The organism is Algihabitans albus, assembly GCF_003572205.1.
GTDB lineage: Bacteria > Pseudomonadota > Alphaproteobacteria > Kiloniellales > DSM-21159 > Algihabitans > Algihabitans albus.
Map to the genome: position 1 here is coordinate 489,944 of NZ_QXNY01000006.1, position 20,923 is coordinate 510,866.

At 66.9% G+C, this 20,923-nt stretch carries 17 protein-coding genes; 6 read left to right on the top strand and 11 right to left on the bottom strand.

The features are described from left to right. Window positions 1-633, bottom strand: a complete 633-nt coding sequence (locus DBZ32_RS19075) for a LysE family translocator (RefSeq protein ID WP_208539302.1) — start codon at window positions 631-633, stop codon at window positions 1-3. A gap of 108 nt (window positions 634-741) precedes the next feature. After that, on the bottom strand, window positions 742-1,563 hold the full coding sequence (locus tag DBZ32_RS19080) for an alpha/beta fold hydrolase (RefSeq protein WP_208539303.1): 822 nt from the start codon (window positions 1,561-1,563) through the stop codon (window positions 742-744). Window positions 1,564-1,940: 377 nt separating this feature from the next. On the opposite strand from DBZ32_RS19080, the gene DBZ32_RS19085 reads away from it, so the two are divergent. After that, the gene (locus DBZ32_RS19085) at window positions 1,941-2,411 is read left to right on the top strand and encodes a hypothetical protein (protein WP_119168820.1); all 471 of its coding nucleotides are present in this window, start codon (window positions 1,941-1,943) and stop codon (window positions 2,409-2,411) included. 235 nt (window positions 2,412-2,646) lie between these two features. Here the strand turns inward: DBZ32_RS19085 and DBZ32_RS19090 are convergent, their stop codons facing one another. After that, window positions 2,647-3,414 (bottom strand): SDR family NAD(P)-dependent oxidoreductase, encoded by a 768-nt coding sequence (locus DBZ32_RS19090; RefSeq protein ID WP_119168821.1) that lies wholly within the window; start codon window positions 3,412-3,414, stop codon window positions 2,647-2,649. Window positions 3,415-3,519: 105 nt separating this feature from the next. Between DBZ32_RS19090 and DBZ32_RS19095 the strand changes: the two genes are divergently transcribed. After that, window positions 3,520-4,419 (top strand): YicC/YloC family endoribonuclease, encoded by a 900-nt coding sequence (locus tag DBZ32_RS19095; RefSeq protein ID WP_235830272.1) that lies wholly within the window; start codon window positions 3,520-3,522, stop codon window positions 4,417-4,419. 31 nt (window positions 4,420-4,450) lie between these two features. Further along, entirely contained in the window at window positions 4,451-5,113 is a 663-nt protein-coding gene (gmk, locus tag DBZ32_RS19100) for a guanylate kinase (RefSeq protein WP_119168822.1), read from the top strand. Between the two features lie 7 nt (window positions 5,114-5,120). Here the strand turns inward: gmk and rsmA are convergent, their stop codons facing one another. The 4 genes from rsmA to lptG all read right to left on the bottom strand — a co-directional run bounded on the left by rsmA (window position 5,121) and on the right by lptG (window position 10,772). Further along, window positions 5,121-5,945 (bottom strand): 16S rRNA (adenine(1518)-N(6)/adenine(1519)-N(6))-dimethyltransferase RsmA, encoded by an 825-nt coding sequence (rsmA, locus tag DBZ32_RS19105; RefSeq protein WP_119168823.1) that lies wholly within the window; start codon window positions 5,943-5,945, stop codon window positions 5,121-5,123. Window positions 5,946-5,977: 32 nt separating this feature from the next. Continuing rightward, entirely contained in the window at window positions 5,978-7,207 is a 1,230-nt protein-coding gene (locus tag DBZ32_RS19110; protein WP_119168824.1) for a peptidylprolyl isomerase, read from the bottom strand. Between the two features lie 106 nt (window positions 7,208-7,313). Next, window positions 7,314-9,614, bottom strand: coding sequence for an LPS-assembly protein LptD (locus DBZ32_RS19115; protein ID WP_162906847.1), 2,301 nt, complete (start codon window positions 9,612-9,614; stop codon window positions 7,314-7,316). A gap of 33 nt (window positions 9,615-9,647) precedes the next feature. Beyond that, entirely contained in the window at window positions 9,648-10,772 is a 1,125-nt protein-coding gene (lptG, locus tag DBZ32_RS19120) for an LPS export ABC transporter permease LptG (RefSeq protein WP_119168826.1), read from the bottom strand. A gap of 610 nt (window positions 10,773-11,382) precedes the next feature. Between lptG and DBZ32_RS19125 the strand changes: the two genes are divergently transcribed. From DBZ32_RS19125 to DBZ32_RS19135, 3 genes are all read left to right on the top strand, one after another. Then, window positions 11,383-12,930, top strand: coding sequence for a leucyl aminopeptidase (locus DBZ32_RS19125; protein WP_119168827.1), 1,548 nt, complete (start codon window positions 11,383-11,385; stop codon window positions 12,928-12,930). Between the two features lie 483 nt (window positions 12,931-13,413). Further along, entirely contained in the window at window positions 13,414-15,063 is a 1,650-nt protein-coding gene (locus tag DBZ32_RS22585; protein ID WP_162906848.1) for a M23 family metallopeptidase, read from the top strand. After that, complete coding sequence (locus DBZ32_RS19135; protein WP_119168829.1) at window positions 15,047-15,619, top strand: bactofilin family protein; 573 nt, start codon at window positions 15,047-15,049, stop codon at window positions 15,617-15,619. Before DBZ32_RS22585 ends, DBZ32_RS19135 begins: the two co-directional genes overlap by 17 nt. 500 nt (window positions 15,620-16,119) lie before the next feature. Here DBZ32_RS19135 and DBZ32_RS19140 read toward each other — a convergent pair whose 3' ends face one another. The 4 genes from DBZ32_RS19140 to DBZ32_RS19155 form a co-directional block, all read right to left on the bottom strand. Further along, window positions 16,120-17,142, bottom strand: a complete 1,023-nt coding sequence (locus DBZ32_RS19140; RefSeq protein ID WP_119168830.1) for a threonine ammonia-lyase — start codon at window positions 17,140-17,142, stop codon at window positions 16,120-16,122. Then, window positions 17,105-17,995: an alpha/beta fold hydrolase gene (locus DBZ32_RS19145; RefSeq protein ID WP_208539304.1), complete on the bottom strand. Its 891-nt coding sequence runs from the start codon at window positions 17,993-17,995 to the stop codon at window positions 17,105-17,107. The genes DBZ32_RS19140 and DBZ32_RS19145 overlap by 38 nt, the downstream gene beginning before the upstream one ends. Beyond that, window positions 17,992-18,675 (bottom strand): haloacid dehalogenase type II, encoded by a 684-nt coding sequence (locus DBZ32_RS19150; protein WP_119168832.1) that lies wholly within the window; start codon window positions 18,673-18,675, stop codon window positions 17,992-17,994. Before DBZ32_RS19150 ends, DBZ32_RS19145 begins: the two co-directional genes overlap by 4 nt. A gap of 100 nt (window positions 18,676-18,775) precedes the next feature. Further along, window positions 18,776-20,773: a lytic transglycosylase domain-containing protein gene (locus tag DBZ32_RS19155; protein WP_119168833.1), complete on the bottom strand. Its 1,998-nt coding sequence runs from the start codon at window positions 20,771-20,773 to the stop codon at window positions 18,776-18,778. Between the last annotated feature and the right edge of the window lie 150 nt (window positions 20,774-20,923).

Sequence of the window (20,923 nt, forward strand, 5' to 3'; positions counted from 1 at the left end):
TCACCGATCCGAGGTGGCGATCTTATAGCTCGCGAAGACGAAGAAGCTGCCGAGCGCGCCGTCGATCAGGCGTTGGGCCTTGCGGTAGCCCGCGACCATCGGGGCGGTCGAGAAGGCGACGGCGTAGGTCAGGTGGCCGACGATGGAGATGACCCCGGTGCCCAGGACGACGATGCCGCCGACCCAGACGGGGGCGGTCGGGTCCATCGCCAGCGACAGGATCGCGATCCAGGTCAGCGCCGCCTTCGGGTTGGTCATCTGGATCAGCAGGCCACGGCGGTAATAAGTCCAGAAGCCGCCCTCGGCCTCGACGGCCCGCACCGGCATCTCCTTGCCGGTCCAGGCGGCCGAAAAGGCCTTGAAGGCCAGATACAGCAGGTAGCAGACGCCGGCGATCTTGATGACCGTCAGAAAGGCGGCATAGGCCGTCAGCAGGGCGGTCAGGCCGAAGAGCGTCAGGGTCCCCCAGAGGAAGGAGCCGGTCCCGACGCCCAGCGCCAGGGCCTTTCCGGACCGCCGCCCGCTGGACATGGCCGTCCCGATGATCGCCAGGATGTTCGGCCCGGGACTGAACATCCCCATGACGAAGACGCCAAGGGCAATGAGAATTCCGGCGACGTAGGGCTCCAGCAAACCGCTTCTCCGTTTCCTTCGGACGGCCAAGGGGCGTGCCGGCCGGCAGGCAAGCCTCGGCGCGGCGGACGCAGGTGTCAACGCCGGCCAAGGTCTCGGATGGAGGAGCTAGGCTCGACCGCCCGGGCAGCGATCGATGAAGTCGGTCAGCAGACCCGTGACCTCGGCCGGCCGCTCCAGGCTGGGCAGATGGGCGACCTTCGTCATCTTCCGGCCCGAAGCCCTCGGCATCGCCGCGACCATATGGCGGCATCGCTCCTGGATATGGGGAAAGTCCAGATCGCCCCAGAGGATCAGCGACGGCACCGACAGCTCGCTCAGCCGCTGGAAGTTGGGCGCGGTGTCGCTGTCCGACCCGACCGGCGGCGAGCGGAGCACGATGGAGTGCATCTCGTGGAAGAGCCGGCGCGCCGGACCCGCGACACGGCCCTCGGGCGCGAGCGGGCCGTCCAGCCAAAGCCGCGCCTTGAGCGCGCCGATCCGCTCTGGATCGCCGCCCTTTTCGGCCTCGGTCAGTTGGGCCGTCACGCTCTCGATTTCGGGCGGATAGGTCGCCTCGGGCGCACCCGTCACGCTGGGCGCGATCAGAACGAGGCCACGGACCCGCGACGGATGCCGAAAGGCCGCGTCGATGGCAATGCGTCCTCCCTGCGAGCAGCCGACCAGGATCGCCGCTGCGCCCTCCGCCGTGGCCTCGAGCACCGCCATCAGGTCCGCGACCGAGGAATAGTCCTCCGTCTCGGCGCGGGTCTCGCCGAAGCCCCGCCGGTCGTAGGCGATGGCCCGAGAGGTGGCGCCGACGCCCTCCAGCTCCACGCGCCAGAGGCGGCGGTCGGTGACGGCGGCATGCAGGAAGACGACGGGCGCGCCCTCGCCGGCAACCTCCGCCGCCAGCAGCGCGCGCCCGGACTCGATCCGATGATGGGACATCATGATCCCTTTGGACAGGTGGTTGCGGGGCAGCCTCTTTTACCTTGAACAACGGGCCGCCGAACAGCCTAGACCGGATAGCGACGCGCCAGGAGCGCGCCTGTCATGGTGGTTGCGGCGCAGCATTCTCCTCCTACGAGCGACCAGCCAAAGCCCGTCTCCCCGGCGCCGCCCGGGCCTCCCTCAACAGATGAGACAAGGCCTCGACCCTTGGGGAGGTGACGCCCTTCGGCCAGATCAGCAGGGGTCTCAGCCGGTTCTGGCCGCTGGGCAGGGGTGAGCCCCAGGCCTTTGCGCTTGGGCAAGGTCGAGATCACGCTGCCGTTGACTCCACCTGAGACGGTACTCAACCTGCCTGAATGAGGCGGGGCATCGGAATGAACTCGGAACGTCTAGAACGCTATCGTCCGCGCGCCCTCAGCGGTTTGGGGAGGTGGGACATCTCCCCGCTGCGCCTCAAGGTCTACGGCCTGTGTGCCGAAGGGCAGGCGCTTTCGGACAGCCTGCTTGAGGAGGCGCGCGATTTCACGCGCAGCGAGGTGCCGCCGCGCGTCGAGGCCGAAGGCCAGGACAACGGCCTGGGTTTCGTCATCGTCCATCCGGGCGACCTGGGCGTCTCCATCTCGGCGCACTGGTGGATCCAGGGCTCTGTGCTCTGTCAGCACATCCGGCGCCGGCTCTGGGGCGCGAAGGCACCGCTGGACACCGTCAGGCGGCCGGTCGTCGCCTGCGTCTGGGAACTGGCCGTGATCGACGCGGAACAGCGCGCCTGGCGCGAGACCATGATGACGGCGCGGCCCGATCCCGAGGCTTATCTGCGCCGGCGGGTCGCCGCTGAAGACGTCTAGAACCCAATAGATCGACTGCGTTTGTTATGGTCGGCTGGAAAAGCGATTCTCGCTTAAGCTCGCTGGAAGTATTTTGGACGCTGAGACCGAGCGCGCTGTTCTTACTGCTTGTGCTTGCCAGGTGATCCGCGTTCGCGCATCCGCATCCTTTTATCCGGTACGTCACTAACAGCCAGCGAGACCGGAGTTCTGGCGGAGCGCCTACACGTCTCCTTATCTGCAGGACGCTCTCCACCTACCCCTTCTCGGGCAGGCGCCGCAGCAGCGGATCGATGAGCGCCGGCGGCAGGGCGGCGAGCAGCCAGACCAGGGCGTAGAGGCGGCGGGGGAAGGCGATTCGGGCGCGGTCGCGCGCCAGGCCCTTGGCGATGATCTCGGCCGCGCGCTCCGCCTCCATCAGCAGGGGCATGGGGAAGGCGTTCACGGCGGTCATGGGGCTCTTCACGTAGCCGGGGCAGATCACCGAGACCGATACGCCCTTGTCCGCCAGGTGACCGCGCAGGGCTTCGCCGTAGACCCGGACGGCGGCCTTGCTGGCGCTGTAGGCCGGCGCGCCGGGGAAGCCGCGAAAGGCGGCGAGGGAGGCCATGAGTCCGAGCTGGCCGCGCCCGCGCGCCGTCATCAGGGCCACCGCCGGCTGCACCGAGTTGAGCAGGCCGTCGAGATTGGTCGCGAAGATCCGGCGGGCCTGCTCCTCCGGTTCGGCGCCGGCCTTGCCCGTGCCGCCGGAGACCCCGGCGTTGGCGATCAGCAGGTCGAGCGGTCGGGCCCGGTCCGCCGCCTCGATGGCCTGGGCGGTTGCGGCACGGTCGGTCACGTCGAGTGTCAGCGCGGCAACCTCGGCGCCGGCCGCGCGGCAGTCGGCGGCAACCCCGGCCAGGCGCGCCGCGTCGCGGCCCGTGAGCGTCAGACGCCGCCCCGCGCCGGCATAGCGGCGGGCCAACGCCGCGCCGATGCCGCTGGAGGCGCCCGTAATCAGGATGTGCTTCGGATCGGCGGTCACGCTTCGCTCCAGGCCCGCAAGGTTGTTGCGCCGGCTGCCCCGGTCTATAAGGCCCGGCGTTCGGCCGCGTCCAGCGGCACCCTTCCCAATCGACCGGATTCCAATATGACCGCCAAGGCAGCGCTTCAGTCCATGACCGGTTTCGCCCGGACCCAAGGGGCCGACGACCGGGTCTCCTGGACCTGGGAGCTGCGCTCGGTCAACAGCCGGGGACTGGACCAGCGCTACCGCCTGCCCAGCGGCTGGGAGGCCCTGGAGCCGGAAATCCGGGCCTTGGCCGGCGAGACGCTGTCGCGCGGCAGCCTGCAGGCCAATCTGACCACCAAGGCCGGCAAGGCGCCCGCGAAGCTCACGATCAACCGAGCCGTGCTCGACCAGCTGGTGGCGATCACCAAGGAGCTGGAGACGGAGGTGCCGGCGGCCCCGGCCCGCCTGGACGGCCTGCTCTCTCTGCGCGGCGTCCTGGAAGAGAGCGAGGACGAAGAGAGCGAGGAACAGCAGGTTACACGCCGCGCGGCGGTGCGCGCCGACTTTTCCCGGGCGCTCGCGGCGCTGGCGGAGATGCGCGGGCAGGAGGGCGCGCGCCTGCAGACCCTGCTCCAGGCCCACCTGGAGCGCATCGCGGAATTAGAAGCGGCGGCCCGGGCCTGCGCGGCGACCCAGCCGGCGGCGATCAAGGCCCGCCTGAAGGCGCTGCTCGCCGAACTGCTGGAGGCCGAACCCGCCCTGCCGGAGGAACGGCTGGCCCAGGAAGCCGCCCTGCTGGTCGGCAAGGCCGACGTGCGCGAGGAACTCGACCGCCTGGCCGCCCATATCGCCGGCAGCCGCGAACTGCTGGCCGAGGGCGGCCCCGTCGGCCGGCGGCTGGATTTTCTCTGCCAGGAGTTCAACCGCGAGGCCAATACGCTCTGCAGCAAGTCCTCCGATGTCGAGCTGACCCGGATCGGCCTGGAGCTGAAGGGCGCCATCGAGCAGCTGCGCGAGCAGGTTCAGAACCTGGAATAGTCGGACCGTGTCAGAGCGGAGCGGAGGCAGGGTGCAGGTCGAAGATACCAACAAGCAGAACGACGAGGGCGAAGCGGTCGCGCGGCGCGGCCTGGTCCTGGTGATCTCCTCCCCGTCGGGCGCCGGCAAGACCACCATCGCGCGCGGACTGCTGGCCAGTGAGCCGGACCTGAGCCTCTCGGTCTCCTGCACCACGCGGCCGAAGCGGGCGGGCGAGGTCGAGGGGCGCGACTACCGTTTCGTCGAGCGGGACCGCTTCGCCGAGATGGCCGAGGCCGACGCCTTTCTGGAGCACGCGCTGGTGCACGATCACCGTTACGCCACGCCGCGCGAACCCGTCGAACGGATGCTTGCCGCCGGACAGGACGTCCTGCTGGACATCGACTGGCAGGGCGCCCGGCAGGTGCGGCAGGCGATCGATCGGGATATGGTGAGCGTCTTCGTGTTGCCGCCCTCGCTGGCGGAGCTGGAGCGCCGGCTCTTCGCCCGCGCCGCCGATGCCGAGGCGGTCATTCGCCGACGCCTGAAGAATGCGCTCGAAGAGATCGAGCACTGGGAGGACTACGACTACGTGGTGGTCAACCGGGTCGCGGAGGCGGCCCTCGCCGACGTCCGCAGCATTCTCCACGCCGAACGCTTGCGCCGGCGCCGTCAGGCCGGCCTGAGCGCCTTCGTCGAGGGACTTCTCGGGTAGGATTGGATCAAAGCGCGCGGGCCAGCGCGCAGAAATCCTCGACGGTCAGCTCCTCCGCGCGCGCGGTTTCCGGCAAGCCGGTCTCCCGCAGCAGAGCTTGCGCGTCGCCGAGCGACTTCAGGGACTGGCGCAGCATCTTGCGCCGCTGGCCGAAGGCGGCCTGGGTCACGCGCTCCAGGGCGGGCAGGGGGGCCGGCGCGAGCGGTTGCGCGCGCGGGATCAGCCGAACCACGCTCGAGACCACTTTCGGCGGCGGTACGAAGGCGCGGGGCGGCAGATCGAACTGCAGGCGGGTCTCGCAGAGCCATTGGGTCAGGATGGAAAGGCGGCCGTACTGTTTCGTCCGCGGTACCGCCACCAGGCGCTGCGCGACCTCCTGCTGCAGCATGACGGTGATGGACTCGAGGACCGTCGGATCCTCGGCGATCCGGGCCAGCCAGGCGATCAGGAGCGGCGTTCCGACGTTGTAGGGCAGGTTGGCGACGACACGGCGCGGGCCCGGACCCAGCGCGGTGAGATCGACCTGCAGGGCGTCCGCCTCCAGCAGCTCCAGGCGGCCGGGGGCGGCGGCCGCGACCTCCGACAGGGCCGCACGGCAGCGGGGATCCTTTTCGACCGCCACCACGCGGGCGGCGTCCTCCAGCAGAAGTCCGCGCGTCAGGCCGCCCGGACCGGGGCCGATCTCCACCGTCGTGCCGGAGGCGAGATCGCCGGCCGTTCTGGCGATGCGGCGCGTCAGGTTGAGATCGAGCAGGAAGTGCTGTCCCAGGCTCTTGCGGGCGGCCAGCCCATGGGTCGCGATGACCTCCCGCAAGGGCGGCAGGGCCGTCAAGGCGTCGGTGTCGGCCTCGTGGCGCGCGCGCGTCAGAGACGGATCTCGACGTTGGAGTCGCGGCGCAGGTCGCGCATGTAGCGCCGCGCCAGCAGTTCCAGGCGCTCTGCGCGCAGGTCGCTCTCGATGGCCTGCCGGTCGATCCCGCCGCCCTCGCGCAGGCAGACGGTATAGACGGCGACGCCGCTCTCGACTTCCAGCGGTGCGCTCGGCTGACCGATTCCGAGGCCGGAGACGGCGTCGCGAACCTCCGCCGACAGAGCGTCGAAGGGTTGGCTCCCGGTCGTCCCGGCGCCACCGTACTGTTGGGCGAGGCTATTGGCCTGTGCGCAGCTTCGCACCTCCTCGGCCAGGCGTGCGGCTTCCGCCGTTGCGACCTGAAGATCGTCTTCCCCGCTGGCCGGGACGATAAACTCGGCAAGCTGAATGCGATCCTCGACGTTCTCCGCCGCGCGGCGGTCGACCAGGGCGACGATGTAGTAGCCGCCGATGGTGCGGATCGGCCCCGCGAGCGAGCCGGGCTGCATCTCGTTGACGATCTCGACCAACTCCGGCGGCAGCTCCTGCACGGCGAGCCAGCCCATGTCGCCACCGACCGAGGCCGTCGCCGATTGGGAAAACTGCTGCGCGACCGGCTGAAAAGGGGCGCCGTTTTGAATCTCGTCCAACAGGCGCCCGGCGGTCACCCGGGCCTCGCTCTCTTCGGAGGGCGTGTCGAAGGCAATGAAGATCTCGGCGACGCGGACGCGCGGCTGGCTGGCATCGGCGGTGATGCGCGCGACGGTCTCCTCGATCTCTTCCGAGTCGATTTCGACCTGCGGGGCCAGGCGGCGGGTGACGACTTCGCGCCAGGAAAGCTGAGCCAGCAACTGGTTGCGGATCGCCTCCTCCAGAATGCCGCGTTCGCGCAGGCTCTGCAGGAATTGGCTGCGCGTCATCCTGTTCTGTTCGGCGAGGCGGTTGAGACCATTGTCGATCTGTTCGTCGGTGACCGCGATGTCGAGGCGTTCCGCTTCCTGAAGTTGCAGACGTTCGTCGATCAACGCGCGCAGGACCGGCGTGGTCAGCCGGTCGCGGGCTTCGGGGGTATCCTCCAGGCCCGACGAGACGATGGCCATGCGCAGGCGCAAGATGACGTCGAGCACCGAAATGATCTCGTCGTTGACAAGCGCCGCGGCGCGCAGACTGTTCTGCGCCACCGCCGACGTCGCGAGCCCGAAGATCAGGGTAAGCGCGAGAAAAGTAGAAATCAGTCTTCGCATGTACCCTCGTGGTTTGGTTTGGCCGCGCTCGGTCGAGTCCGGACTATAGGTCCGCGGTGGAGCCGGAACAACGCGGCTCTGCCCGGCCAAGGCTTGCGGTCGGCGACTACTCCTCTCCCGACCCGCCGTCGAAACCTGTCTCGAACTGGCCCAGTTGCGCTAGGCCGATCGTCAAGAGAAAGCGAGTGTCCGACTCGATATCGCGGTCGTCGAAGTTGCGCTCTTCGACGGAGAGGGAGACCAGCAGGCATTCGTCCGTGTAGGTAAGCGACGCACTGGCGGTCTGCAGTTCGTTGGCCGCCAGATCCTGCTCGATGCGACCGCGAACGAACCAGTTCTCCGACAGGCGGGAGGAGACTGTCAGCCCGGCTGTCTCGCGCTCGGCGAAACCGCCGTCGCGCTCTTGCGACGCGGTGAAGGTGTAGTCGAGTTCGAGCCGCAAGGTCTGATTGCCGAACCCGGCGGTTACTTCCTGCACGCGTGCTTCCAGGGATTCCTGGTCCAGGCGAAAGCGGTAGGCCGTATAGATTTCGGAGATCGGGCTGAAGATCACACGGCCGACGATGTCAGACGCGCCGTCGCCCTCAACCCCCGATCCCTCGGCGAAGACATCCGTGTCGCTGAGTCGCCAGGATTGGCCGAGAAACACTTGGGAAAAGGATTCCTCGCCCGTGTAAAGCGTGTACTGCAGGCCGTAATCGGCGCGGACGCCCGGATCGACACGGTCGAGGCCGGAGAAGCGGTTGGGGGCGAAGAGCGTCGTGTCGTCGAACTCGAACCCCAGCGAGTCTTCGTTCGGAATATCGCCTCGGTTGAACCAGTTGCCGTTCGGAGCGGCGACGAACTGGGCGATCGGTTCGATGATCTGCTCCCAGCCGCCGCTCTGTATCGCCCAGGGATAGCGCCATTCCAGCGAAGCTTGTGGAAAGGCGCGAAAGACGGAGTCGGCATCTTCCCCGTTCTGCGGGTCCAGGTCGTTCGGATTGTCGGGGTCGTTGCCTTCGGTCCAGTAGCCGTCGGTTTGCAGACTGGTTCGAAAGGTCCAGACGTCGCCCCAGTCGGAAGTATAGGGCAGGGTCCAGCCGGTCACCAGTGAGGCGCGCGCCATGCGGCGACCCTGCTGCCGGGTCAGGTAGAGCAGGTTCGCATCGGCGGTCAGCAGGCTGTTGGCGACCAGGGGCTGCGAGACGTAGTTGAAGTCGAGTTCCGGCAGAATCAGCGGCTGTACGTCGTCGTCTTCCTCGGAGCGGAGCGACTGATATGAAAAGGCGTTGGCGGTGAAGTAGTTGCGGCCTCCGAAGCCCTCGACGAAGACATTGCTCTCGGTCCGCGCCCGGGTTTCGGGCACGTCCAGGTCGTAAAGCTGGTCGTAGGTATCGTCGCTGACGCGGAAGATGTTGAAGCCGGTTCGCCAGCGCGAGTCCAAGGTGAAGTTGCCGTTGGCATCGATGTGGCCGCGGAACCGGTCCTGGTCGATCTCGCCGTCCCTGTTCTCGCGATCCGCGATCGTCCCGCTGCCCCGCAGTTCGATCGCGCCGGCCGGAAAGCGGTGGCGGTACTCCAGGTTCAGATAGGGATTCTGCTTCGTCGTGAAGGTCGGGGTGATCGTGGCGTCGATGTTGTCGTCGATCACCCAGAAGTAAGGCGTCGTCGCTTGGAAGCCCAGAAATTCGGTGGATCTCCAAGAGGCGGTAAGGAGGCCGGACTTCCGGTTGACCGTCGGATCGGGATGCTCGAAGTAGGGCATGTAGAAGACCGGCACGCCGAAGACATCAAGCGTCGCATCGCGGTAGCGAACTTCCCGGGCTTCCTGATCGTGAATAACCTTTCGCGCGCTCAACTGCCAGATCGGCGGGCGGTCGGGGTTGCTGCGGCAGAGCGGACAGGGCGAGTAGACCGCGTCGTCGAAGACCGTGCGGTTATCCGTGGTGCGGATGCCGCGTGCGGCCGCGACCCGTGTGAGGCCGTCGGACATCAGGGAGCGAATGCCCTGAATGAAACCCTCCTGCAGATCGCCGGTGAGTTCCGCGTACTCCGAGAAGTAGACGTCGCCGTTCTCGTTGAGCAGCGAAACGTTGCCGGAGGCGACGACGATCTCGGTGTTCTGGTTGTAGCTGACGCTGTCCGCGAGCAGAACGCTCGCATCCTGGGCGATTTCCACGTTGCCCGAAGCCGTGATGATGCCCAGTTCGTCTTCGTAGACCAGTTCGTCGGCCGTAATCAGGGCCGGACGGTCTTCGGCGATACCCGCGTTTCCGGGGCCAGGGGTGTCGATCAGCAACTGCGCCGCGGCGGGATTGCTCCAGAAGGCGAGCCCGGTTGCGGTGATCGTCGCGGCAATCGCTAAGGCAACGGCCTTGGCGGCTGAAACGCCCAGGCTTGCTGAAATGCCTGCACCTGCTGTCACGCGAGTCCCTTGTCCCCCAACCATACTTTCGGTCTAGCCGTCTTCCAGATGCAGCAGCAAGGGCAGGGACAGAGCCAGCGCGATGGTCGCCGGCGTCCAGGCTGCCATCGCAACCGGCAGCTTGCCCGAGATGCCGAGTGCAAACACCAGACTGGACATGAAGTACAGCACAAAACCGCAGATCACTCCGGCCAGGATGATCAGGCCGACGCGGCCGCGCCTCTGCGGCCGGAGCGAGAAGGTCGCGGCGAGTACGACCATGGCCGTGAAGAGCAAGGGCAGCGCGAGGAGCTTGTTGAACTCGAGCCGATGCTGCTGCGTCGAGAAACCGGCCTCCTGCAGCAGGCGAATGAACTCCGGAAGATCCCAGAACGAGAGGGTTTCGGCCGGGGCGAAGCTCTCCAGGATCTTCCGCGAGGTCAGGTTTGTGGGGATCCGGACTTCCCGCTCGAAGATCGTCGGCGTGCCCGCCTGGCTCAGCCAGACGTCGCGCATCGCCCAGTATCCCGGTTCGAGGGTGGCTGAGGAGGCATCCATACGGTTGAGGAACTCTTCGTCCTGATAGCGGAAGACGATGACTTCGTAGAGCGTCATGGTCTCTTCGTCGGCGCGACTGGCATGCAGCATCAGCCTGTCGGCGCCCTGGTCCTGCCGCAGCCAGAGGCCGCCACCGCGCAGGGCGAGCGACGGGCCGGGGGTCGGATCGTAACTCTCCTCGATCTGGTCCGCGCGCGAAAGCAGTGTCGCACCCACCGGATTGAGGATGGTCATGGTCAGAATACCGACCAGGACCGAAAGCGCGACGGCCGGCAGCAGGAACTGCCAGGCGGAAACGCCCGCGGCGCGGGTCACCACCAGTTCGTTGGTGCGGGTCAGCCTCCAGAAGGTGAACATGGCCGCCCCCAGCACGACGAAGGGCATGGTTTCCTGGATGAGGGATGGGAGGCGAAATACGGCGACGCTCAAGACGATGCCGAAGGTGACGCCGTCGCGGTTGGCCATTCGGTCCATCCGGTCGGCGGTCCCCGCCAAGAGCACGATGCCGGAGATCGCGAGCAGAAACACGATGAACCAGAGCATGTACTGCCGGGCAATGTACCCGCTCAACGTCCAGGATAGACGCCGGCGGTGGCGCGGCATCGCAGCGGCTGCCGTCATGTCCCGCGGGCTCCGCTCCGCCGGCCCTCGGCCGACGACGCCCCTTGATCGTTGCTCTGTTCGACCGTCTTGGTCACTCGGTCGCTTTCCCTCGTCATCGAAGGCTGTCGTTATCGAAGGTTGCGGCCGTCTAGGGCTGCTCCTTCTGGGTCTCCCGCCTTGGCCCTGCGTCGAACGACGCTGCGCCAACCGACACCAGGCTGCCGAAAGCCCGATTGGGACAACGCGATGGGACGGTGAAGGGATAACGTGATTGCGCGCGCCGCGTCCAGCTTCGACCCGCCCGTCGGCGGCTCGGTAACTTCCGAAACCGAGGCCGAAACCTACCTGAGGCTCGCTGGCCCTATCGTTGACAGGGAGCAGCGCGGATTCTAACGCTTTGCGCTAGAGCGCGATCGCCCCGGGCGGAAGGGGTTTTGCTTCCACCCGGGGCGTGAATCGCTCGCTAGGCTCATGAAAGAGCAGGATTGCCTTAGGTGATATCGCCAGAGCGATTCCATCTAAGGCAATCCTGCTCTAGAGTTTCCGCGACCCTTTCGGGAACCGCCCGAACGATCCCCTTGGCGCGGGCCTGACGGCCCGCGCGACAGCCCTACAGTACGGAGGCCCCATGCGTATCTCCTTTGCCGCGCCCGCCGAATCGAAGTCCGGAGCTGTTGCCGGGCTGGTCACCGAGGGGGGAACGCTCGCCCCAAGTCTGGCCGATCTGGACGGACGACTGGGCGGCGCGTTGGCGCGGGCGATCAAGTCCAGCCGTTTCACCGGTAAAAAGGGTGAAATCCTGGAGGTTTTGGCGCCCGCGGGTTTGTCGGCCAGCCGGGTCGTCCTGCTCGGCCTGGGTAAGCCCGCCGAGGCCGGGCCGCTCGATTTCGAGCGGATCGGCGGCGATCTGCTGGTCAGACTTAACGCGGCCGGCGAGAAGGAGGCGGCCGTGACCGTCGACGCGCTGCCGGATTTCAGGCTCGAGCCTTCGGAAGTCGCGGCGCGCGTGGCCTTCGGCGCTCAGTTGCGCAGCTACCGCTTCGACAAGTACCGCACCACGGAGAAGCCCGAGCGTAAACCCAGCCTCAAGAAGCTGACGGTCATGGCGGCTGCCGCTGCGGGCGCCAAGAAGGCCTATGCGAAGCTGGAGAAGATCGGCGAAGGCGTCTTCGCCACCCGGGACCTCTGCTCCGAACCGGCGAACGTCCTCTATCCGGAAAGCTTTGCCAAACAGGCCAAGAAAGCCCTCGAGAAAGTCGGGGTCGAGGTCGAGATTCTCGGCGAGAAGGAGATGGACAAGCTCGGGATGGGATCGCTCCTGGGCGTGGGGCAGGGGTCCGTGCGCGAGTCCCAGCTTCTGATTCTGCGCTGGATGGGATCCGGCAAGGCCGTGAAGGGCAAGTCCAAGTCCGCGAGCCGCTCGAAGGGTAAGGCGGTCGCTGGCCTGCCATTGGCGATCGTCGGCAAGGGCGTGTGCTTCGATACCGGCGGTATCTCGATCAAGCCGGCTGCCGGCATGGAAGACATGAAGTGGGACATGGGCGGAGCTGGCGTCGTGGTCGGCCTGTTCCACGCCCTGGCGGCCCGTAAGGCCAAGATCGACGTGATCGGCGCCTGCGCGCTGGTCGAGAATATGCCGGACGGCAATGCGCAGCGCCCGGGCGACGTCGTCCACTCCATGTCCGGCCAGACGATCGAAGTGATCAACACCGATGCCGAGGGCCGCCTCATCCTGGCCGATGCGCTCTGGTACGTGCAGGAAACCTACAAACCCAAGGCCATCGTCGATCTCGCGACGCTGACCGGGGCGATCATGGTGGCGCTGGGCAGAACCCATGCGGGTCTGTTCAGCAACGACGACGAGCTGTCGGAACGTATCCTGGCAGCCGGCAAGACCGTCGGCGAACCCTGCTGGCGCATGCCGATGGGCGAGGACTTCGATCGGATGATCGATAGCGATATCGCCGATATGAAGAACGTCGGTGGGCGCTGGGGCGGCTCGATCACTGCGGCGCAGTTCCTCGAGCGCTTCATTCAGGACGGGACCGCCTGGGCGCATCTCGACATCGCCGGCGTTACCTGGTCGGACAAGGACCGGCCGACCGGCCCGAAGGGCGCGACGGGCTTCGGCGTTCGGCTGCTCGACGAATTGGTGGCGAAGCACTACGAGAAGTAGGGCAGCCTGGCTGCGCCCCCAGGAACCAACGAGCGGTGGGACCAACGAGCAGTCGCGGAGCTGGTAGTTGAGCTGGTCTTTGCTCGCATCGGCGGACTGTCGAGCGGATCTTCAGGTTTTATTCACGGTAACCTGAAGATGCTGTTCGGGACGGTCGGTCGAGTCGGCTTTGCTCGTCGACCCAATGCTTTAACTTGTTTGGTAAGGTTTGCGCGGCTAATCTTCGGCTGTCCTGGAACGGGAAATCCAAGGGCATGACGCAAGGTCGGGGGGATCGCCCTAGCGTCGCTGTTGCATCGTTTGGGGCGGCAATGCCGCGGCAGACGGTGGCGGGTCGGGGAGATGGGGCACAGAGAGGGAGAAATTGCCGTCGTGGCTGATCAGCCCGCACGTTCAGGTTGTGCGTCCTCTGAGACCGACAGCGGATCAGTGGGCGCGCAGGAGCTAGCCTCCGGCGTTTCCGCGCCGTTCGGGACCGGTCGCTTGCGCCGCCGTACGCGTCTGCTGACGCGTATGAACCTCTGGCTCGACCGTTTCTTCTTCGATCGCGAGATCTTTATCCGTAGCAACGATAAGGTTCGCTATCTCCGTCTGTCCGGGCGTGCGCAGAAGCTGACGGCCGTCGCTGTCGTTTCGGTTCTCGGCTGGGCGGCTGCCGGCAGTTTTGGTATCGGCCTTCAGCAAAGTATTCTTGCGGAGCGCTCGGCGCTGATCGAGCAGCAACAGCTCACCTATCTCGAGCTGATGTCCGAGATCAGCGACTATCATGCACAGTTCACCCGCATCACCACCGATCTCGAGGCCAATCAGAACTACCTGCTCGACGTTTTGCGGGAAGACGGCATCGCACCCGACAAGCTGGCCGGAATTGCCGATGGGCTGAATCCGATCGAGGAAGCCGACGACCGCATGACAGTGGCGCGCGAGTCCCTGCGCAACCGTCTCACGACCTTCGAGACCAGCTTGAACGAGATTGCGCAGCGCAACGAAGCGCTGCAAGGCCAGGTGGCTTCGCTGCGGGCGACCTTGCATGCCACCGAGGCCGAGCGCATCCAGATTTCAGAGGCGCGGGCGCGGCTCGACCGACGGCTGATTTCGGCGAAGTCGCAGCTAACGGATGCCAGAATCGCGAACCGGCATCTCCAGAGCAGACTGGCCGAGTTGCATCACAAGCTCGCGACGGCCGGCCAGGAAGTTGCGGATCTGAGCGAGCTGCGCGACCTTCTGAAGGCCGATATCGTCGGTTTGCAGGGCGAGGTCAACGCGGCGCTCAGGCGCGAAACCCGGCTGCAGCAGAGGCTGGCCGCGCTCGGCATGGAACTGCAGCAGGCCGTGGCGCGTGGCGATTCGCTGCAGAGCGATCGCCAAAGAATGGCGGCCCAACTGGTGACCGCTTTCGCACAGATGGGCCGGTTGCGCTCCGCTCAGCAAGCTCTGCTGGAGCGCCTGGACAGCAGGACCGCAAGCTCGATCGACGCGCTCGAGGCAGCGCTGACCATGACGGGGCTCGAGGTCGAGCCCTTGATCGCCGGCCTTGAGGCCGATCTGCGCTTGGCCCGTGCCGACAGGCTCGGTGATCTGGACGTCGGACGGGGCGGTCCCTTCCTGCCGGCCGGGTTGGCGGGGCCTCCGGACCCCCATTCGGACCGCCTGGAAGTGACTTACAGCATGCTTGATCAGCGTCTCGACCGCTGGGATGCCATCAAAACCCTGTTCGAGGTCATGCCCGTCGCGGCCCCGATGCGCGAATACCGCATTACCAGCGGCTTCGGTCAGCGCAAGGACCCCGTGAATGGCAAGCGCGCGCGGCACGAAGGCTTGGATCTGGTCGGCCGACTGCGAGAGCCGATCCTGGCAACCGCGCCCGGCAAGGTGACCTTCGCCGGCACCAAAGGCGCCTACGGGCGGATGGTCGAGATCGACCACGGTCACGGCTTTAAGACTCGCTATGCTCATCTTCGCGCCATAGAGGTGGAAGCTGGCGACATGGTCTCCTTCGGCCAAGAGGTCGGGCAGATGGGCAATTCGGGACGGAGTACGGGGCCTCATCTGCACTATGAGATCCTGTTCGACGGCACCCCCTACGATCCGGCTGACTTCCTGAAGGCAGGTAGGCATGTTTTCAAAGGGTAAGAAGAAGGGCGACGGCGCTGCCGCCTCGCCGAACGACTCAGGTGCCGGCGGTGTCTCGCTCGCGCCCGGAACCAGTGGTTCGGCGAGTGGATCGGCCCGTCGCCAGCCGAGCGGCGTCCCCTCCATCATCAGTGCCGACCTGACGATCGAAGGAAATCTCGTGAGTCACGGGGATCTGCAGATCGACGGCACGGTCCAGGGCGACATCTGCAGTCGGACGCTGACCCTCGGCGAAGACGGCCGCATCGAGGGAGCGATCGAAGCGGAGACGGTGCGTCTCTGCGGCGAGGTCGACGGACAGGTGAAAGCGGCGACCGTGGTGGTGACGAAGACCGCCAAGATACGCGGCGACATCGTTCATGACAGCTTGGCGATCGAAGCCGGGGCTTTCATCGACGGCCATTGCCGCCGTGACGCCGCGGGCACGACCTCCGTGTCTCTGCTCGACAACAAGCCGCTGGCCGGCAAGCCGGTTTCTCCAGGTGCGAACGGCCGGGTTTCCAGCGATTCGATCTCCAGCGGGTCGGCCGGCAGCGAAACCAAGCCGGTCATCTAGGACCTCTACTCAACTGCGGTTTTCCTGAGTCTTCCGTCCTCAGGTGTGAGTCGGTCTTCCAAGTTGTCCCAAGGCCGGGAGAGGATCGGATGGTAGGGCTTTAAGTGGCTTTCGGACGAGGAGTGGTCGCGGATCGAACCCTGTCCTCCGCGAGGTCGCTGCGGCAGGCACCACGTCGAGGACCATAACCGGTGGAGCAAACGGCGGCCCCGAAACTACCTGTCCGCCGAACCTGCTCGACCGAATGCGGATGCGTTCCCGTCATCCCTGCGAAACCAATCCGCAAGTACCCCCGATCATACGACACCGTCGCCTAACGAGCCTCAAACCTCATGGAGCGGATGCTCTTCCGTCGGCTCAAGGATTTCAGGAGGACCGCCACCCGCGACGACAAGCCGGCGGATATCTTCCTGGCGGCTTCCGCCACCTGGTGAATCATTTCCGCCGGTCGCGGAAGACGCGCTCCAACTATCTGAGTCCAAACTCCCTTTCGGGCCGGGTCAGGCGTCGGGTTCGCTCTCCAGCGCAGCGGCAAGCCGTGCCGGGTCGACGTTGCCGCCCGAGAGGGTGATGCAGATCGTTTCGCCGGCATCGATGTCGAGTTTGCCGGCGAGCAGGGCTGCGAGGCAGACGGCTCCACCCGGTTCCACCACCAGTTTCAGGCGGCGAAAAGCATAGGACATCGCCCGTTCGACTTCGCCGTCGGTCACGGTCAAGCCGGCCGTCACGCGGCGGGTGTTGATCGGGAAGGTCACCTCGCCCGGCATCGCCGCGAGCAGCGCATCGCAGATCGAACGGCCGCCGGCCTCGTTCGCCAGCCTTCGGCCGGCGGCGAGGGACCGGGCGGTATCGTCGAAACCTTCGGGCTCGCAGGTGTAGAGCCGGGTCCGGGGACTCAGCGCCTCAAGAGCCAGAGCGATGCCGGCCGTCAGCCCGCCGCCGCCGCAACAGACCAGAACCCGGTCGGGCCGCAGGTCTCGGGCAGCGGCCTGCTCCAGCAGCTCCAGTCCGCAGGTCCCCTGGCCGGCGATGACCTTGGGGTCGTCGTAGGGCCTGACCAGGGTACGGCCGCGTTCGGCGACCAGCCTCTCGCCGATGGCCTCGCGCTCCTCGCGGTATCGGTCGTAGAGCAGCACCTCGGCGCCGTACCCCCGGGTGTTGGCGATCTTGATGGCCGGGGCGTCGGCGGGCATGACGATGGTCGCCGGCGTGCCGAAGATCTGCGCGGCAGCCGCGACTCCCTGGGCATGATTGCCCGAGGAGAAGGCAACCACGCCGCGCGCGCGCTGCTCCGGCGTCATGCTGGCGAGGAAGTTGTAAGCCCCCCGAAACTTGAAGGAGCCGGTGCGCTGGAGATTCTCGCACTTCAGCAGGATCCGGTAGCCCAGCCGCGTGGAGAGTTCGGGCGCCGCCAGCAGGGGCGTCGTCACCGCTTCCGCCGCGATCCGCCGCCGCGCGGCTTCCAGGTCCGCGACGGTCACCGCTTCAGGCGGCTGGGGTGTCGATTGCGGCAAAGAACTCATCGATGGCCTCCAGGACTTCCGGTTCGTCGAGCGAGGGGGCATGGCCCAGTCCGGCCACGGTCACGGAAACCAGGTCCGGATGGCCCGTCTCCATGCGGGCCAGCGTCTCGGCCGATAGAATGGGCGAGGTCTCGCCCCGTAGTACCAAGACAGGCAGGCGTCCGAGGCCGGCGAAAAGATGCCAGAGATCGGGCAATTCGCCTGCCGTCTGCGTGAGCGGTTTGACGATGGCCGTATCCCAGTCGACGTGCAACTGCCCGTCGTCGCCTTGCCGGTAGGTACCCTCGGCGAAGCGACGCCAGGTCTCCTCGTTGCGAAAGGCGATCTCTCCGAAGGCCTCCTTCAGGAAGCGGGTTGCGGCGTCCAGGTCCGGTTGCGCCGCGTCCTGGCCGACGTAGGCCATGATCTTGTCCAGCGAGCTGCCCTCGAACTCGGGGCCGATGTCGTTGAGCACCGCCCCGGCCAGGCTGCCGGGCTGGCTGGTCGCCAACCCCATGGCCAGCAGTCCGCCGAGCGAGGTGCCGACGGCGACGAAGCGATGCAGGCCGGCGACGCTCAGCAGATGGCGGAGATCGTCGAGATACTGAACGGGATGGTAGCTGCGCCAGTCGTCCGCATAGTCGGATCGGCCACGTCCGCGGTAGTCGGGACAGATCACCCGCCGCCGCTCGGACAGGCGCTCCGCCAGGCGATGGAAGTCCTTGGAATTGCGCGACAGTCCGCCAAGGCAAACCGCCGCCGGTCCGGCACCTTCCGCCGGTCCCGGATAGTCCCGGTAGTAGAGGCCGGTGCCGTCCTGTGCGGAAAGGCGCCGCTCTCGGTAGCTGGTCCGCAGCACGGTCTTTTCGCTCAAAGTCCCAACAGGCCGGGGAGTTCCTCCAGGCCGGTCATGATCGCCTTGGGCTCGCCGGGCAGCCGGTCGAGCTGCAGACCGAAGCGGTTCATCCAGGCCACTTGGAAACCGAAGTTGGCGGCGCCGCGCGCGTCCCAGCCGTTGGTCGAGACGAAGGCGATCTCCGCCGGACCGGCGAGGCCGAAGCGGTCGATGGCCAGCTGATAAACGCGGGCGTCCGGCTTGTAGATGCCGACTTCCTCGACCGAAAGCGCTGCGTCCAGAAGATCGGCAAGGCCGGCGTGTTCGACGGCGGCGGCCAGCATCGTCGGCTCGCCGTTGGACAGGATCGCGGTCTTGAGGCCGCCGGCCCGCAGGCGCTCGAGCGTGGGGCGCACGTCGGGATAGGCGTCGAGGCGGAGGTAGAGCTGCATCAGCCGCTCGGCCAGGCCCGGCTCGTCGATCTCTTGCGCCTGCAGCGCGAAATCGAGTGCGTCGCGCGTCACCTGCCGGAAGTCGGCATGGGCGCCCATGAGACTGCGCAGCCAGGTGTACTCGAGCTGCTTCTGCCGCCAGGTTTGCGAGAGGGATGTCATCCGTTCGCCAAGCGTTGCGGCCTCGGCGGCGGCGGCCGAGTGAACGTCGAACAGCGTGCCGTAGGCATCGAAGACGCAGGCCTTCACCCCGTCGAACGCGGTCATAGCTTCCTCCCCAGGCTGCACCCCATCCTAACGATATACGAGCGTGGCAGTCGCGTTTTGAGCGACATCGATGAGATGCCGCGACTACCTGCAGCTCTGCTTAGTCGGTTGCGGGGCCCCGCGCCAGCCGGAAGAGCGACGGCAGCGGCCTGGTCGGCAGGCCGAGCTTGCCGCGATAGATATAGGCCGCCTCGAGGACGCGCTGAACGTAGTTACGCGTCTCCGAGAAGGGGATGGATTCGATCCAGGTGATCTCGTCGACGGCCGGATCGCGGGGATCGCCGTACTCCCGGATCCACTGATTGGCGCGTCCGGGTCCGGCGTTGTAGGCGGCGAGGACGAGAGGCAGGTAGCCGTCGTAGCGCGCCACCATGTCGATCAGGAAGACGCGGCCCAGCGTGACGTTGAACTCCGGGTCGTCGACCAGCCGGGACAGGCTGTAGTCGAGCCCCAACTGGGCGGCCGTCTGCTTGGCCGTGGCTGGCATGAGCTGCATCAGGCCGCGGGCGCCCGCGCTGCTGACCGCGCCGGTCCAGAAGGAACTCTCCTGACGCATCAGGCCGAGCACCAGGGCGGCTTCCTCCGGGGCGCCCAGATCGATCCCTTCCAGCACGGGGAAGAGGTGGTCCGCCAGAAGGTAGCCGTCGCGCCGCGCTCGCTTCGCCGTCCAGACGCGCTGATCGGGCCGTCGAAGCGCCTCGGCCAAATCGCCGATCATGCGCCAATCGACCTCGTCCTGCGTCTGCTGCCGCAGCGCTGCGAAGAAGCGAAAGACCAGGTCGTGCCGATCCAGCTCCGCAAGCCGCACGATCACGCGGACCAGTTCCAGCTCGTCGAACTGGCGGCGTCGGCTGTCCGGTACGGCCGCCGGTGGGTTGGCGACGACCGCGGGCACATCGCCCAGACGGGCAATCGCCATCTGACCGTAAAAGGTTTCTCCGTGAATCGCCGCGCGCCGCCACCACTGGGCGGCCTCTGCCGGCTTGCCGGCCCGGTCCAGCGTCTCGCCGGTCCAGAAGGCGCCGCGTGCCAGGCTGATTTGCGAGGACACGCCGGCGTAGAGCCGCTCGAAGTGCGGCTGCGCCATCTCCGGGTCGCCGAGCCAGTCGAGCGCGATCCAGCCGGCCAGGAACTCGGCCTCGGCGAAGTCGACGCCCGCCGTCAGGCCGTTTCCGCTGGCCAGCCGGTAGGCGACGGAGACATCGCCCAGCCGCAGGGCCCGTCGCGCCATCCAGGATCGAAGATCCCACCATTGCGCCGGATGGGCGACGGCGACCGACACTGGATCGACCAGCTCGAGTGCCTCGCGGTAGCGGTCGGACCGCATGCGCCAGCGGGCTCGCTCGAACAACAGGCCCTCGTCGTTCTGCAGATGTGCCGGCACGCGCTCGATGGCACCGTCCACACCCGGCTCGCGCTTGGCCAGCTTGATCCGTGCGGTCGCCAACTCCGCGAAACCCGAGCCGAGACGGCGGGCTTGGCGTTGCGCCGGCGTGCTGCGGCCTTCGAATACCAGTCGCTCGAAGCGTGCGCGCTCATCCTCCGGCGTCAGGTAGCGGCGGAAGCGCTCGTGGAAAGACATCTCGATGTCGCGTGGGAAGCTCGTTTCCCGCCAGGCCTGCCGGGCTTGCGCCACGGCTTCGGCTTCGCGCCCGATGTTCAGCAGCGCGGTGGCGTGCCGGGCCTTGCCGGTGCTGGTCACCGGCGGGTTGGCGGCGAACCAGGCCAACACTCGCGAGGCCGGTAGAGAGAGCGGCATGGCCTCCTCGGCCGCGCGGCGCAGAGCGCTGCGGCCGGGCCAACCCGGATGCGCCTCGACGAAATCGGCGATCTCGGCGAAGTTCGCCTCCGTCGCGGGATCGGTCAGGCGCAGCCAGCGTAGGACGTCGCGCAGCAAGGGGTCCTCGGCCACGGCCGTGGCGGCGATCGCCACGTCGTACTGCCGTGCGTCCGCGGCGGCAAAAGCCGTGCTGTAAAGATCGCGGTCGGCGCGGCTGAGCGTCTGCCCAATCGGTGTCTGGCCGGCCGCGGCGGCCGGCCAGGCGAGACCGGCCACAAGCAGACTGGCAAGGAGTGTGCGCAAGCGGTCGATCCTCATGTCGGTGGAGCCTTCTCAAGGTAACAAGACGGCGGAAACGCCGAAAGCCTCTGCCGCTTGCTGCCCAAGGGGCGCGGCGATATGGTGCAGTCACCGCTCGCCCGTATCCTGGCGAGAAGATGTGAAGATTTACTTCCCGTTTGAAGGAAA